The sequence below is a fragment of the Sphingobium sp. AS12 genome (assembly GCF_019097845.1).
In the GTDB taxonomy this organism is placed as follows: Bacteria; Pseudomonadota; Alphaproteobacteria; order Sphingomonadales; family Sphingomonadaceae; genus Sphingobium.
Genome location: NZ_JAHRGM010000067.1, coordinates 110119 through 123596, shown reverse-complemented (window position 1 = coordinate 123596; position 13478 = coordinate 110119). Strand labels below are relative to the sequence as shown.

Below are 13478 nucleotides of genomic sequence, written 5' to 3'. Positions count from 1 at the left end.
GATTATTCCAAATGGTTGCGTCACTTACATCCCATGAACCCGCCACCGGCGTCCTGCTCTGGCAGGGCGAGGCGGGGGATGTGGAGGCGGAGGTTGCACGGGCGCGGGCAGCGTGGCCGCGCTGGGCGGCGCAACCGATCGCGTACCGGATCGAGACGCTGCGGCGCTTCGTCAATGTCGTGCGGCGGAACGAGGATGCGCTGGCGGACCTGATCGCGCGCGAGACCGGCAAGCCGTTGTGGGACGCCCATGCCGAAGTGGCGGGCGTGATGTCCAAGGTGGATATTTCGGTCGCGGCCTATTCCGAGCGCACCGGGCAAAGGCGGCTGGAGGCGGCGCTGGGCGCGCGGCAATCGGTACGGCACAAGCCCCATGGCGTGATGGCGGTGCTGGGTCCATATAATTTCCCTGCCCATCTGCCCAATGGTCATATCGTCCCGGCCCTGCTGGCGGGCAACGCCGTGGTGTTCAAGCCGTCGGAGAAAACGCCTGCCGTGGGGGAAATGCTGGTGAAGCTCTATCATGAGGCTGGCGTGCCGATCGAGGCGATGCGGCTGCTGCTGGGCGGGCCGGACGCGGGCAAGGCGCTGGCGGCGCATCCCGATGTCGGCGGTATCTTGTTCACCGGATCGGCGCAGACCGGCCTTGCGATCAACCGGCAATTTGCCGCGCAGCCATCCAAGATATTGGCGCTGGAAATGGGCGGCAACAACCCCATCGTCGTGTGGGATACGCCCGAAATCAACGCCGCCGCCGTGCTGGTGGTGCAGTCCGCCTTCCTGTCGAGCGGGCAGCGCTGCACCGCGGCCAGCCGCCTGATCGTGAAAGACAGCATCGCCGACGCCTTCATCGCGGAGGTCAAGAAGCTGGCCGACCGGCTGATCGTCGACCATCCCCATGCCGACCCCACGCCCTATATGGGTCCGGTGATCGACAATCCGACCGCTGATGGGCTGACCGAGAGTTTCCTGTGGCTGATGAGCAATGGCGGCAAGCCGATCAAGCATATGGTGCGGCCCAAAAAGGGCCTGCCCTTCGTCAGCCCCGCGATCATCGACGTGACCGCCATGACGGAACGGCCCGATGTCGAACTGTTCGGGCCGTTGCTCCAGGTCATCCGCGTCGCTGAATTTGGCGATGCGATCGCGGAGGCGAACAATACGCGCTATGGCCTGTCCGCCTCGCTGATCGGCGGGACGCCCGACCAGTATAACCAGTTCTGGGCCAATGTCCGCGCGGGGGTGATCAACTGGAACCGGCCAACCAATGGCGCATCCTCCTCCGCGCCGTTCGGGGGCGTCGGCATTTCCGGCAATCACCGGCCAAGCGCCTATTATGCCGCCGATTATTGCGCCTATCCGGTGGTGTCGGCGGAAATCGAGCAGCCGCGCGCGTCGATCGGCGTCGGGCTGAAGGACATTGATATCAGCGCGATGGGCGATTGACGCCCTGTCCCGACAAGATTTCCTAATCCCCGGCATACCCATTCTGAATTGAACTTCGCCTGCACCTTGTCCACATGCCAATCATGGCTGACCCTGTATCTGATCCTGTTGTACCCGCCACCGTCCATCTGGTCGGCGCGGGGCCGGGCGACCCGGAACTGCTGACGATCAAGGCGGTGCGGCTGATCCGCGACGCGCGGCTGATCGTGCATGACGGGCTGGTGTCGGACGAGATTCTCGCGCTGGCATCGCCAGACGCGGAGTTGATCAGCGTCGCCAAGCAGCGCAGCCGCCATTCGATGCCGCAGGAGGCGATCAATGCGCTGCTGGTGCGCTTTGCGCTGGCGGGCGAGTCTGTCGTGCGGCTGAAGGGCGGCGATCCGTTCATTTTCGGACGCGGCGGCGAGGAAATGGAAGCGTGCCGCGCGGCGGGCGTTCCGGTGGAAATCGTGCCGGGCGTCAGCGCCGCCATCGGCGCGGCGGCGCAGGCACAACTGCCGCTGACCCATCGGGATGCATCGAGCGCGGTCACCTTCGTGGCGGGCCAGTGCAAGGGGCTACGCGATCAGGACTGGTCTGGCCTGGCGGGCCATGGCCGCACGCTGGTCATCTATATGGGCGTGGCAACGGCGGCGCAGATTGCCGACAAGCTGATCGCCGACGGCGTGTCGCCTGCCTTGCCGGTCGCGGTGCTGGAAAATGGCACGCGGGCGGATATGCGGACGCTGCGCACCCTGCTCGCCGACCTTGGCGACATGGTGGCGCGTGAGGCGGTGGTCAGCCCGGCGCTGATCGTTGTGGGAGAGGTAGCGCGCTATGCGCTGGCACAGGACGTGCTGGCGGGATGGGCGCAAAGACAGGACTATGGGGCGGAGATGCGTTCGTGAAGATATTGACGGGTAATGATCTGGCATCGGGCGACGTCATCTGGTGGGCGGGCGATGGCTGGTCGCGCCAGGTGAGCGATGCTGCCGATGTCGGCGCGCATGGCGATGATCTGGCGCGCGCCGAAGAAGCCGCTTTGCGGGTCGTGGGAGCCTATGTGATCGACGCGACCCTTGGCGAGGATGGCGTGCGGCCGGCCCATATCAAGGACCGCATCCGCGCGTTCGGCCCGACCGTGCGCCCCGACCTGATCGAACAACCAACCGAAGCCGACATCGGCAAGTGGGTGATCTGAACCATGTATCGTTATGACAGCTATGACCAGGCCATCGTCGACGCCCGCGTCGAGGAATTTCGCGACCAGACCCAGCGCCGCCTGACCGGCGCGCTGACCGAGGACCAGTTCAAGCCGCTGCGGCTGATGAACGGCCTCTATCTGCAACTCCACGCCTATATGCTGCGCGTTGCCATTCCCTATGGCACGCTAAGCGGCAAGCAGATGCGCAAGCTGGGCGAAATTGCGGGCAAATATGACAAGGGCTATGGCCACTTCACCACGCGCCAGAACCTGCAATATAACTGGATCAAGCTGGCCGATGCGCCCGACATTCTCGCCGAACTGGCGACGGTGGAGATGCACGCCATCCAGACGTCGGGCAATTGCATCCGCAACATCAGCTCCGACCAATATGCCGGTGTCAGTGCCGACGAGGTGGCGGACCCCCGCCCCTGGGCCGAATTGCTGCGCCAATGGTCGAGCTTCCACCCGGAATTCACCTATCTTCCGCGCAAGTTCAAGATTGCGGTGATCGCGTCCGACGATGATCGCGCGGCGATGCGGCTGCATGACATCGGCCTGAAACTGGTCGAGCGGGACGGTGTCGTCGGCGCGGAAGTCTATGCCGGTGGCGGCATGGGGCGCACGCCAATGGTTGCGCCGCTTATCAGGGACTTCATCGCTGAAGATGAGATCATCTCTTATCTGGAAGCCTGCCTGCGCGTCTATAATCGCTATGGTCGCCGCGACAATAAATATAAGGCGCGGATCAAGATACTGGTCCATGAAATCGGCGTCGAGGAATATAAGCGGCAGGTCGAGGAAGAGTTTGCGCATATGCGTGAACTGGGCCTCAATCCGCCGGTCGAGGAACTCGCCCGCATCCGCGCCTTCTTCGCCGCGCCCGCTTATGAAAGCGGCTTGAGCGACGATATCGACCGCAGCAACCCCGCCTTTGCGCTGTGGGTGGACCGGCAGGTCGCGGCGCACAAGGCGCCCGGCTATGCGATCGTCAACATCAGCCTGAAGCCGATTGACGGCATCCCCGGCGATGCGTCTGCGGAACAGATCGGCCTGGTCGCGGACCTGGCCGAAGCCTATTCCTTCGACGAACTGCGCGTCACCCACGCGCAAAATCTGGTGCTGCCGCATGTGAAGAAGGCGGACCTTTACGCCATCTGGCAGAAGCTGGTCGCGGCGGGGCTGGCGGAGGCCAATCTGGACCTCATCACCGACATCATCGCCTGCCCCGGCCTCGACTATTGCGCGCTCGCCAATGCGCGGTCGATCCCGCTGGCGCAGAAGATCGCGGCCCGTTTTGCCGCGGCGGAGCGACAGGCGGAGATTGGCGAACTGAAGCTCAAGATATCGGGTTGCATCAATGCCTGCGGCCATCATCATGCCGGGCATATCGGCATTTTGGGCGTGGACCGGCGCGGCGTGGAAAATTTCCAGCTGCTGCTGGGCGGATCGGGCGCGGAAGATGCCTCGCTGGGCCAGATCACTGGGCCGGGCTTTTCCGAAGATGGCGTGGTCGATGCGATCGAGAAGGTCACCGACATTTATCTCGCCGAGCGGGAAAGCGGCGAACGCTTCCTCGACACCTATCGCCGCATCGGCATGAAGCCCTTTAAGGAGGCGATCTATGGTTGATTATACACAACAGCCGTTCGCCCTGAGCCTGTCGAAGGGTTCCGCTGAACGTAGTGAAGCGCCTTCGCTTCGCTCTGGCAAAGGCTTCGACTTCGCTCAGCCCGAACGGGAATTGTAAGATGGTTGAATTTCTCTCCTTCCGCGACGGCGAATCCACGCAGGAACCTGCGGTCACCGTCGAATCCTTCACCGGCCAGTCCAACGCCACCGCCGTCCGCATCGAACCGGGCGAGGATGCGCGCGAATTGCTGCCCCATCTGGATCGCATCTCGCTGATCGAGGTAAATTTTCCCGGTTTTGGCGACGGGCGCGGCTATTCAGCAGCGCGGATCGTGCGGGAGGCCGGCTATACCGGCGAATTGCGCGCGGTGGGCGACGTGCTGGTCGACCAGATCGTGGCCATGCGCCGCTGTGGCTTTGACAGCTTCCATCCCGCCAGGGCGCTGGACGATGCCGCCGTCGATCGCGCGCTCAATCGTTATGACGACGTCTATCAAAAGACGATCGATGGCCGCGCGCCCATTTGGGCCAAGCGGCACCCGGAGACACAAAATGGCTGAAGCCGCCCGCACGCTCGACATCATCGACGCCCGCCCCGCCTTTACGCAGGGTGACGCGGACGCGCTCAACGCGCGGTTTGAAGATGTGGGCACGCTGGACATGCTCAAGACTGTCTTTGCCGAAGGGCTGGCGGGGAATGTCGCGGTCGTATCCTCCTTCGGCACCGAAAGCGCAGTGTTGCTGCATCTGGTGGCGCAGGCGGACCCGACCGTGCCGGTGATCTTCGTCGATACGCTCAAGATGTTCGCCGAAACCTTGACCTATCGCGACACGCTGATCGACGCTTTCGGCTTTACCGACAGCCGCACCGTGACGCCGATCGCCGAAGTGATCGCGAAGAAAGACGAGACCGGCCTGCGCTGGTCCTATGATCCCGATGGCTGCTGCGACATTCGCAAGGTCGAGCCGTTGAAACGCGCCAAGGATGGCCTCGACGCCTGGATTTCCGGGCGCAAGGCGTTCCAGTCGATCACGCGGCAGAACCTGCCCCGCTTCGAGGTTGAGGATGGGCGGCTCAAGATCAATCCGCTGGGCGACTGGACCAAGGATGATCTGGAGGCCTATTTCGCGCAGCACGCCCTGCCCCGCCATCCGCTGGAGGCCCAGGGCTATCTGTCGATCGGCTGCGAACCCTGCACGTCCAAGGTGCAGCCGGGCGAGGATCCGCGCGCGGGCCGCTGGCGTGGCTGGGACAAGGTGGAATGCGGCATCCACTCGCCCGTCACGCCGATCCCGGTAGTGGACCCGGAAGATCCCGCGAACATGCCGGTATTCTGATCGTCTGGATTAGCCTTACTTCAGATTGAGCCTCAACCTCCGTTCGTTTCGAGCGAAGTCGAGAACGGTCGCCCGCAGTTTCTCGACTTCGCTCGAAACGAACGGAGGAAGTGAATAACGTCCGGCGCTGGAGAGGGGTTCGGGGGGATGCTCTCCCTCATTTACGCGCACCCCTAAGAATCGCGGTGCATCATCCCCATATGCCATTCTCGGCATATGGACGGGGCGGCCTCGCTTCGACCTGACCCCCCTATGCCGGTCGAACCTGTCGCTTCGATGATTTTCCAAAAGGCTGGAAACACCTGCACCGCATCGGTCACCCGACCGATGCGCGCCTGATGGAGTGTGCCCCGCATGATCGCCTATCTCATCCTCGTCCACCGCTTCCCCGAACAGTTCAAGCGGATGTTCCGCGCCATCTATGTGCCGGGCAATCATTATCTGATCCATGTCGATCATCGGTCGGGTGCCACGATGCAGGCGGATGTTGCCGCATTCCTGAAGCCCTATGCCAATGTCGCTATGCTGCCCTCGCGCAAGATGTTGTGGGGCGGATATAGTCTGGTCGATGCCGAACTGCGCGGCATGGCCAAATTGCTGGAGATGGGCGCGGACTGGCGCTATTTCATCAATTTGAGCGGGCAGGATTTCCCCCTGAAATCACAAGCCTATATCGCCGACTATCTGGCCGCGCATGACGGCACCGAATTTATCCGCGCCGTCCCGCAACAGGCGATCCGCCCCGACACGATGAACCGGCTGAGCCATTATTTCATCGAAGCGTTCAACCGCATCGTGCGCACCGGCATCCCGCGCCGTCGCATGGCCGGGATCACCCCCTATATCGGCACCCAGTGGAAGGCGGTCACCCGCGATTTCTGCGCCTTTGTCTGTAGCGACCCCGCCGCGCTGAAATTCAAGAATTTCTACCGCCGCACGCTGATTGCTGACGAAGGCTTTTTCCAGACGGTGATGATGAACGCCTTTGTCCCTGACAAACAGGTCAATGACGATCTGCGCACGATCGACTGGATTCCCGATGGCGACATCAAGCTGCGCCCCCGGACGTTCGTAACGCGCGACGCGCTGCGGCTGACGCTCAGCCCGGACCTGTTCGCGCGCAAGTTCGATGCGCAGGAGGACAGCCATATCCTCGACTTGCTGGAGGCGCATCTGCTGACGCCCGCCACCACGGTGCTGCCCAAGCAGGCCGAACCGCACGTAACAATATTACAAGCCTCTGGACGGATCGCATCAGCGGCTTAAGAGTCTCCCTTATTCAAAGATAAGGGAGTCCCTGCCATGGACCGTCGTGATTTTCTGCTGTCCTCCGGCGCCGTTGCCATCGCCGTCGCTGCCCCCCGCGCTTTCGCGCAGGGCAGCGATGATGCGCGGCTGTCGGCGGCGTTCACCGCCATTTTCGAGCGGCAACTGGACCTCTCGCCCAGCTTCGTCACCAGCCTGGGTCTGGACAAGGGCGCGCGGGCTGGGGCCAAGAGCCAGCTGGACGACAATAGCAAGTCGGCGATGATGAAGCGGCTGGCCGCGACGCAGGCAGCGATCAAGGAACTGGAGGGATTTACGTCCGCCAGCCTGTCCGCTCCGCAGCGGCTGAACCTTGACGTCATCCTCTATTCGCTTGGACAGCAGACGGTCGCCCCGGCGACATTTGGCCTGAACAGCGCAGTACGGCCCTATCGTATTTTCCAGCAGGGCGGCAGCTATTTTTCGACGCCCGATTTCCTGAACACCGCCCACACCATCAATGTGGCGGCGGACGGCGACGCCTATCTCGCGCGGCTGGAGGCGTTCGCCCGCAACCTGCGCACCGATAGCGCGATGCAGCGGGACGAGGCGGCGCGCGGCTATCTGGCGCCCGGCTGGTCGCTCGATCTGACGCTGGGGCAGATGAAGAAGCTGCGCGATCAGCCTGCCGCCAGCAGCAGCCTGGTCCAGTCGCTGGTCAAGCGCGCGGCGGCCAAGGGGATTACAGGCGACTGGCAGGGTCCGGCTGCGGCAATCGTGGAGAAAAGCATCTACCCCGCGCTCGACGCGCAGATCGCGATGATCGAGGGACTGCGCGGCAAGACGGCGGCGGGCGATGGCGTATGGCGTACTCCGCGCGGCGAGGAAATTTATGCCGCCGCGCTCAAGAGCGCGACCACCACTGACCTGTCGGCGGCGGACATTCACGCCATGGGGGTGGAGCAGGTTGCAGACATCAGCGCGCAGCTCGACACGATCCTGCAAGGCGCGGGCTATACCAAGGGGACGATCGGCGAACGTCTGGCGGCGCTGAACGCCGATCCGTCGCAAGTCTATCCTGACACGGCGCAGGGGCGCGCCGACCTGATCGCCGCGCTCAATGCCGAAGCCAAGCTGATGCAGGCGAAATTGCCGCAGGCCTTTGCGACCATCCCCGACACCCCGCTGGAAATCCGCGCGGTGCCGGTCGAGATTCAGGATGGCGCGTCGAACGGCTATTATAATCGCGCGGCGCTAGACGGGTCGCGCCCGGCGATCTTCTTCATCAATTTGAAGGCGATTGCCGACTGGCCCAAATATACGCTGCCCGCGCTCAACTATCACGAAGGCGTACCGGGACATCACCTCCAGATTTCGACCGCACAAACGGCGGGCGACATCCCCATGCTACGCAAGACCGCCTTCATGAGCGCCTATAGCGAAGGCTGGGCGCTCTATGCCGAACAGCTGTCGGACGAGCTGAAGGGCTATGCGACGCCGCTCGACCGGGCAGGATATCTCCAATCCTTCCTGTTCCGCGCAGCGCGGCTGGTGGTCGATACCGGCATTCACTCAAAGCAATGGAGCCGTGAGAAGGCCACGGCCTATATGGTTGAAAAGACGGGCTTCACTCAGGCGCGTTGCCAGCGTGAAGTGGAGCGTTACTGTACCCAGCCGGGTCAGGCGACCAGCTACAAGGTCGGCCATGGCGTATGGAGCAAGGCGCGCGCCGCAGCCCAAGCCGCGATGGGCGATCGCTTCGATATCAAGCAGTTCCACGCCATTCTTGAGGAAGGCGCGATGCCGCTGTCGATGCTGGAGGCAAGGGTTGCGGCGAGGGCGAAGGGCTGAATAATCCTCCCCGGCACGGGGAGGTGGCGGGCGCAGCCCGACGGAGGGGGATGGCGTATCAGCGCTGCGCCAAGCAGCACGCCCCCTCCACCACTTCGTGGTTCCCCTCCCCGTGCCGGGGAGGAACTTTTTACTCGTAATCCAGATCCTGATAGCTATCATCCGCCACGTCGGAGAAGCGGGTAATCCGGGCGTCGAATTTCATGCGGATGCGGCCGGTGGAGCCATGGCGCTGCTTGGCGACGATGACTTCGGCCAGGCCATAGATGCGGTCCATATTCTCGCGCCAGACGGCATAGGCCGCTTCATCCTCGACCTTGGGCTCCTTGGCCGCTTCATAATAATCCTCGCGGAACACGAACCAGACCATGTCGGCGTCCTGTTCGATCGAGCCGGATTCGCGTAGATCGGACAGTTGCGGCCTCTTGTCCTCACGCTGTTCGACCGCGCGGCTGAGCTGGGACAGGGCCAGCACCGGTACATGAAGTTCCTTCGCCAAGGTTTTGAGACCACGCGAAATTTCCGAAATCTCGTTGACGCGATTCTCGTTGCCGCGCCCGGTGCCCTGCAACAGCTGGAGATAATCAACGACGATGAAGCCGACATCATGGCGGCGCTTCAACCGGCGCGCGCGGGTACGCAGCGCCGCGATCGTCAGGCCCGGCGTATCGTCGATGAAAAGCGGCAGTTCCTGCAACTCGCGCGCGGCGCGGGACAGGTTCTGGAAATCGGCCCGGCTGATCTTGCCCATGCGCAGCGCTTCGCCGCTGATTCCCGATTGTTCGGCCAGCACGCGGGTCGCCAGCTGGTCGGCGGACATTTCCAAGCTGAAGAAGGCGGTCTTGGCCCCCATATTCTTTTCCGGCGGGATGCCATCGGCATTGTCACGCAGCCAGCGGGAGGCCGCATTATAGGCGATGTTGGTGGCGAGCGAAGTCTTGCCCATGCCCGGACGGCCCGCCAGGATCATCAAGTCGGAATTGTGCAGACCACCGATCTTGGCATTCAGGCTGTTGATCCCGGTGGTGATCCCCGACACATGCCCGCCGCTGTTGAGCGCGCGTTCGGCAACCTGGACGGCGGCGGTCGACGCGGCAAGGAAGCTTTTGACCGATCCACTTTCCCCCTCCCCTTCGGACACTTTGTAGAGCGCGACTTCGGCGGCCTCAATCTGTTCGCGGGGATTGACATCCTCGCTCGTATCCATTGCATTTTCAACGAGTTCCCGGCCAACGCTGACAAGCTGTCGCAGCAAGGCGAGATCGTAAATCTGCGACGCGAAGTCCCGCGCGCCGATCAGTGCCGCGCCATTGCCGGTCAGTTGCGCCAGATACCCCGCCCCGCCCAATTCCTTGAGCGCCGGGTCCTGATCCAGCATGGGTTTGAGCGTCACCGGATTGGCGACCATGTCGCGGTCCAGCAGCTTCATGATCGCATCATAGATGCGGCCATGCATCGGCTCGAAAAAATGCTCCGCCTTGATCTTGAGCTGGACATCCTCCGCCAGCCGGTTGTCGATCATCAGCGCGCCGAGCAGGGCCGCTTCCGCCTCCACATTGCGAGGGAGTTCAGGCGCGCCGGTTTCGGCTGCGGGATTCATTTTCACCAGTTCGACCATGGCTCTCTAATCCTCCGCCCGCCGCCCGCGCGCAAGGGCCAAGGTCGAAACGACGCATCGGGGTTGTGGATAACTCCCGCTTGCATTTCGCGGGCCGCCGCCGCACTGAGGCTGATCGCAATATGGCCGACCCGCGCATCATAGACATCAAGCTCGACGAGCGGACGATCCTGTGGCGCAATGCCGACGTCGAACAGGAACGGCGCATCGCGATCTTCGACCTGCTGGAGGATAATATGTTCGCGCCGCAGCGCGTTCATGCCGACGGCTATGCCGGCCCCTACAAGGTCGTGCTGCGGGTCGAGGACGGGCGGCTGGTGATAGAGATTAACCGCGAGGATGACAGCGCGCTCGAAGCCGTCATTCTGGGGCTAGGCCGGTTCCGCCGGCCGATCCGCGAATATTTCGCCATTTGCGACAGCTATTATCAGGCGATCAGCAATGCCTCGCCCGCGCAGATCGAGACGGTCGACATGGCCCGGCGCGGCATCCACAATGATGCGGCGGAAATGCTGCGCGAACGGCTGGAGGGCAAGATCGCGGTCGATTTCGACACCGCCCGCCGCCTGTTCACGCTGATCTGCGTGTTGCATATCAAGGGGTAAGGACAATCGGGCGGCTGACTTTTGGGGGATTGCTGGCCCGCGTCGGGCTGACGCTAGCGCTGATCGCGGCGCTGGCGCTGGCGCTGTTCCTCTATGCCCGCAACTGGGCGCCGGACCGGGGCGACTATCCGGTGCAGGGGCTAAGCGTCAGTTCCGACAATGGCACGATCGACTGGGGGACACTGGCAGCGCAGGGGGCGGACTTCGCCTATATTCGCGCAGCCAAGGGTGCCGACTGGCGCGACCCCGCTTTCGCCGCCAACTGGCGCGGCGTGCGCACCGCCGGGATGCGTTACGGCGCAATGCTGGAATTCAGCCTGTGCCGTCTCGCCAGCGATCAGGCGACCCGTTTCATGACCACCGTGCCGCGCGATAATGCCGCCCTGCCCCCGGTCATCCGGCTGGCGTTCGACCCGGCCTGCACCGCGCGACCGGGCCGCGACCTGTTGCTGTCGGAACTGAATACGCTGGTCAATCTGGTCGAAAGCCATGCGGGCAAGACGGTGCTGCTCAATGTGACCGAGGATTTCGACAAGCGTTATGACGTCGGCTCCGGCATCAACCGGACCTTATGGCTGGACGGCAATTTCTTTCCCCCCGATTATGCGACGCGGCGCTGGGTGATGTGGACAGCCAGCGACATGCGGCATATCGACGGGATTGACGGTCCGGTCAGATGGGATGTGGTGGCGCCATGACGCGCGAAGCTGAGATTGCGGAACTGGTGTCGGCGGCGCGCAGGGCGATGGCCCATGCCCATGCACCCTATAGCCGCTTTGCCGTGGGTGCGGCGGTACGGCTGACCGATGGCAGCATCGTCACCGGCTGCAATTTCGAGAATGCGAGTTACGGCCTGTCGCTCTGTGCCGAAACGGTCGCACTGGCGAGCGTCAATGCGCAGGGACGCTTTTCCGACGTCGCGGCCATCGCCGTTGTCGGCGGGGCGATGGACGGCAGCGGCGCGGCGATCGTCACCCCCTGCGGTCGCTGCCGCCAGGTCATGAACGAAGCCGAACAGATGGCCGGACGCCCGCTCTCCATTTACTGCGCCACGCCCGATGGCGCGCAGATTGTCGAACATACGGTCGCAGCGTTGCTGCCCCATGCCTTTGGTCCCGCCGACCTGGGCATCACTCCTGTCAGGAAGAACTGAACATCCCATGTCGATATTGTCGGATAAATGGATTCGCGAACAGGCGCTGACCAACGCCATGATCGAGCCGTTCGTGGAGAGCCAGCGGCGCGACAATTGCATCAGCTATGGCCTGTCCTCCTATGGCTATGACGCGCGGGTCGCCGACGAGTTCAAGATTTTCACCAATATTGACAGTACCATCGTCGATCCCAAAAATTTCGACACCAACAGCTTTGTCGATCGCAAGACCGACTGCTGCATCATCCCGCCCAACAGCTTCGCGCTGGCCCGCACGGTCGAATATTTCCGGGTGCCGCGCGACGTGCTGGTCATCTGCCTTGGCAAATCGACCTATGCCCGCTGCGGCATCATCGTAAACGTCACCCCGCTGGAGCCGGGCTGGGAGGGGCATGTCACGCTGGAATTTTCCAACACGACCCCGCTGCCAGCTAAAATCTACGCCAATGAGGGCGCGTGCCAGTTCCTGTTCCTGAAAGGGAATGAGCCGTGCGAGGTCAGCTATGCCGACCGGGCGGGGAAATATATGGGGCAACAAGGCGTGACGTTGCCGCGCCTGTGACGACGTGCCAGACTGTGACCCATGAAATGGTTGCGGACATGGCTGGCGCCAGGGCTGACGCGCGGGACGCCTACTGAGGCATCGCCCCCGCCGAGCGTGGGCGACCGCCGCGTCTATGCGATTGGCGATGTGCATGGCCGCGCCAACCTGCTCGACGCCCTGCTGATACTGATTGCGCGCGATGATGCCGAGCGGGGCGCCATGCCCCCGCACATAGTCCTGCTGGGCGACCTGGTCGATCGCGGTCCATCCTCGCGGCAGGTGATCGACCGGGTGATGGCCATGGTCGCGTCGGGCGGCGATGTGCGCTGCCTGAAGGGCAATCATGAGGAGATATTCGTCCTGGCGGCACGGGGCGAAGTGCGGGCGGTGCCGGTCTTTCGCCGGATGGAGGGTGCCGCCACACTGGCCAGTTACGGACTGGACCCGATCCTGTTCCATGTCATGACGGACGAAGAGATTGCGACATGGATGCTGAACCATGTGCCGCGCGAGCATGTCGACTTTCTCGACGCCCTGCCCGACCGGATCGAAATGGACGATTATCTGTTCGTCCATGCCGGGATCAGACCGGGGGTGCCGATCGAGGCGCAAAGTGGCGCTGACCTGCGCTGGATCAGGCGCGAATTTCTGGACCATGGCGGCTCGCATCCCAAGATGATCGTGCATGGCCACAGCATCACGGATGATGTCGATCTCCAGCCCAACCGGATCGGCATCGACACAGGCGCCTATTATTCGGGGCGACTGACCGCGATTGGCCTGCAAGGCACGGACCGCTGGTTTCTCCAGACCAACGACTGAGTTGGGCTGCTTGAATATTTTTGCGTTGCAGCATCACCAAAT

15 protein-coding genes are annotated in these 13478 nt (G+C 63.0%); 14 read left to right on the top strand and 1 reads right to left on the bottom strand.

Annotation, left to right across the window (positions count from 1 at the left end):
* Window positions 1-11 precede the first annotated feature (11 nt).
* The 9 genes from astD (at window position 12) to KRZ98_RS20360 (ending at window position 8694) form a co-directional block, all read left to right on the top strand.
* Window positions 12-1445 carry a succinylglutamate-semialdehyde dehydrogenase gene (astD, locus tag KRZ98_RS20395; protein ID WP_217675076.1) on the top strand — a complete coding sequence of 478 codons (1434 nt, stop codon included), beginning with the start codon at window positions 12-14 and terminating at the stop codon, window positions 1443-1445.
* Between the two features lie 83 nt (window positions 1446-1528).
* Window positions 1529-2332 (top strand): uroporphyrinogen-III C-methyltransferase, encoded by an 804-nt coding sequence (gene cobA, locus KRZ98_RS20390; protein WP_217675075.1) that lies wholly within the window; start codon window positions 1529-1531, stop codon window positions 2330-2332.
* Window positions 2329-2625 carry a DUF2849 domain-containing protein gene (locus tag KRZ98_RS20385; RefSeq protein WP_217675074.1) on the top strand — a complete coding sequence of 99 codons (297 nt, stop codon included), beginning with the start codon at window positions 2329-2331 and terminating at the stop codon, window positions 2623-2625. Before cobA ends, KRZ98_RS20385 begins: the two co-directional genes overlap by 4 nt.
* A gap of 3 nt (window positions 2626-2628) precedes the next feature.
* On the top strand, window positions 2629-4260 hold the full coding sequence (locus KRZ98_RS20380) for a nitrite/sulfite reductase (protein WP_217675073.1): 1632 nt from the start codon (window positions 2629-2631) through the stop codon (window positions 4258-4260).
* Window positions 4253-4378, top strand: coding sequence for a hypothetical protein (locus KRZ98_RS24470; protein WP_294131400.1), 126 nt, complete (start codon window positions 4253-4255; stop codon window positions 4376-4378). Before KRZ98_RS20380 ends, KRZ98_RS24470 begins: the two co-directional genes overlap by 8 nt.
* A 1-nt stretch (window position 4379) precedes the next feature.
* Entirely contained in the window at window positions 4380-4820 is a 441-nt protein-coding gene (locus KRZ98_RS20375) for a DUF934 domain-containing protein (protein ID WP_217675072.1), read from the top strand.
* Complete coding sequence (locus KRZ98_RS20370) at window positions 4813-5598, top strand: phosphoadenylyl-sulfate reductase (RefSeq protein WP_217675071.1); 786 nt, start codon at window positions 4813-4815, stop codon at window positions 5596-5598. Before KRZ98_RS20375 ends, KRZ98_RS20370 begins: the two co-directional genes overlap by 8 nt.
* Window positions 5599-5952: 354 nt before the next feature.
* Window positions 5953-6864, top strand: coding sequence for a beta-1,6-N-acetylglucosaminyltransferase (locus KRZ98_RS20365; RefSeq protein WP_217675070.1), 912 nt, complete (start codon window positions 5953-5955; stop codon window positions 6862-6864).
* Window positions 6865-6900: 36 nt separating this feature from the next.
* Window positions 6901-8694, top strand: coding sequence for a DUF885 family protein (locus KRZ98_RS20360; protein ID WP_217675069.1), 1794 nt, complete (start codon window positions 6901-6903; stop codon window positions 8692-8694).
* 130 nt (window positions 8695-8824) lie between these two features.
* On the opposite strand, the gene KRZ98_RS20355 is transcribed toward KRZ98_RS20360, so the two are convergent.
* Window positions 8825-10312, bottom strand: a complete 1488-nt coding sequence (locus KRZ98_RS20355; protein WP_217675068.1) for a replicative DNA helicase — start codon at window positions 10310-10312, stop codon at window positions 8825-8827.
* Between the two features lie 122 nt (window positions 10313-10434).
* On the opposite strand from KRZ98_RS20355, the gene KRZ98_RS20350 reads away from it, so the two are divergent.
* Genes KRZ98_RS20350 through KRZ98_RS20330 form a run of 5 tightly spaced genes read left to right on the top strand, consistent with a single transcriptional unit; the run spans window position 10435 to window position 13436 of the window.
* Complete coding sequence (locus KRZ98_RS20350) at window positions 10435-10917, top strand: UPF0262 family protein (protein ID WP_217675067.1); 483 nt, start codon at window positions 10435-10437, stop codon at window positions 10915-10917.
* A gap of 29 nt (window positions 10918-10946) precedes the next feature.
* Entirely contained in the window at window positions 10947-11615 is a 669-nt protein-coding gene (locus tag KRZ98_RS20345) for a GH25 family lysozyme (RefSeq protein WP_217675066.1), read from the top strand.
* Window positions 11612-12070 (top strand): cytidine deaminase, encoded by a 459-nt coding sequence (locus tag KRZ98_RS20340; protein ID WP_217675065.1) that lies wholly within the window; start codon window positions 11612-11614, stop codon window positions 12068-12070. Before KRZ98_RS20345 ends, KRZ98_RS20340 begins: the two co-directional genes overlap by 4 nt.
* A 7-nt stretch (window positions 12071-12077) precedes the next feature.
* Window positions 12078-12632, top strand: coding sequence for a dCTP deaminase (gene dcd / locus KRZ98_RS20335; RefSeq protein WP_217675064.1), 555 nt, complete (start codon window positions 12078-12080; stop codon window positions 12630-12632).
* Between the two features lie 21 nt (window positions 12633-12653).
* Window positions 12654-13436 (top strand): metallophosphoesterase, encoded by a 783-nt coding sequence (locus KRZ98_RS20330; RefSeq protein ID WP_217675063.1) that lies wholly within the window; start codon window positions 12654-12656, stop codon window positions 13434-13436.
* Window positions 13437-13478 lie beyond the last annotated feature (42 nt).

Bases quoted from the DNA above. Each gene is read 5' to 3' on its own strand.
- astD (WP_217675076.1), top strand. From the start codon at position 12: ATGGTTGCGTCACTTACATCCCATGAACCCGCCACCGGCGTCCTGCTC.
- cobA (WP_217675075.1), top strand. From the start codon at position 1,529: ATGGCTGACCCTGTATCTGATCCTGTTGTACCCGCCACCGTCCATCTG.
- KRZ98_RS20380 (WP_217675073.1), top strand. From the start codon at position 2,629: ATGTATCGTTATGACAGCTATGACCAGGCCATCGTCGACGCCCGCGTC.
- KRZ98_RS24470 (WP_294131400.1), top strand. From the start codon at position 4,253: ATGGTTGATTATACACAACAGCCGTTCGCCCTGAGCCTGTCGAAGGGT.
- KRZ98_RS20375 (WP_217675072.1), top strand. From the start codon at position 4,380: ATGGTTGAATTTCTCTCCTTCCGCGACGGCGAATCCACGCAGGAACCT.
- KRZ98_RS20370 (WP_217675071.1), top strand. From the start codon at position 4,813: ATGGCTGAAGCCGCCCGCACGCTCGACATCATCGACGCCCGCCCCGCC.
- KRZ98_RS20365 (WP_217675070.1), top strand. From the start codon at position 5,953: ATGATCGCCTATCTCATCCTCGTCCACCGCTTCCCCGAACAGTTCAAG.
- KRZ98_RS20360 (WP_217675069.1), top strand. From the start codon at position 6,901: ATGGACCGTCGTGATTTTCTGCTGTCCTCCGGCGCCGTTGCCATCGCC.
- KRZ98_RS20355 (WP_217675068.1), bottom strand. From the start codon at position 10,312: ATGGTCGAACTGGTGAAAATGAATCCCGCAGCCGAAACCGGCGCGCCT.
- KRZ98_RS20350 (WP_217675067.1), top strand. From the start codon at position 10,435: ATGGCCGACCCGCGCATCATAGACATCAAGCTCGACGAGCGGACGATC.
- KRZ98_RS20340 (WP_217675065.1), top strand. From the start codon at position 11,612: ATGACGCGCGAAGCTGAGATTGCGGAACTGGTGTCGGCGGCGCGCAGG.
- dcd (WP_217675064.1), top strand. From the start codon at position 12,078: ATGTCGATATTGTCGGATAAATGGATTCGCGAACAGGCGCTGACCAAC.
- KRZ98_RS20330 (WP_217675063.1), top strand. From the start codon at position 12,654: ATGAAATGGTTGCGGACATGGCTGGCGCCAGGGCTGACGCGCGGGACG.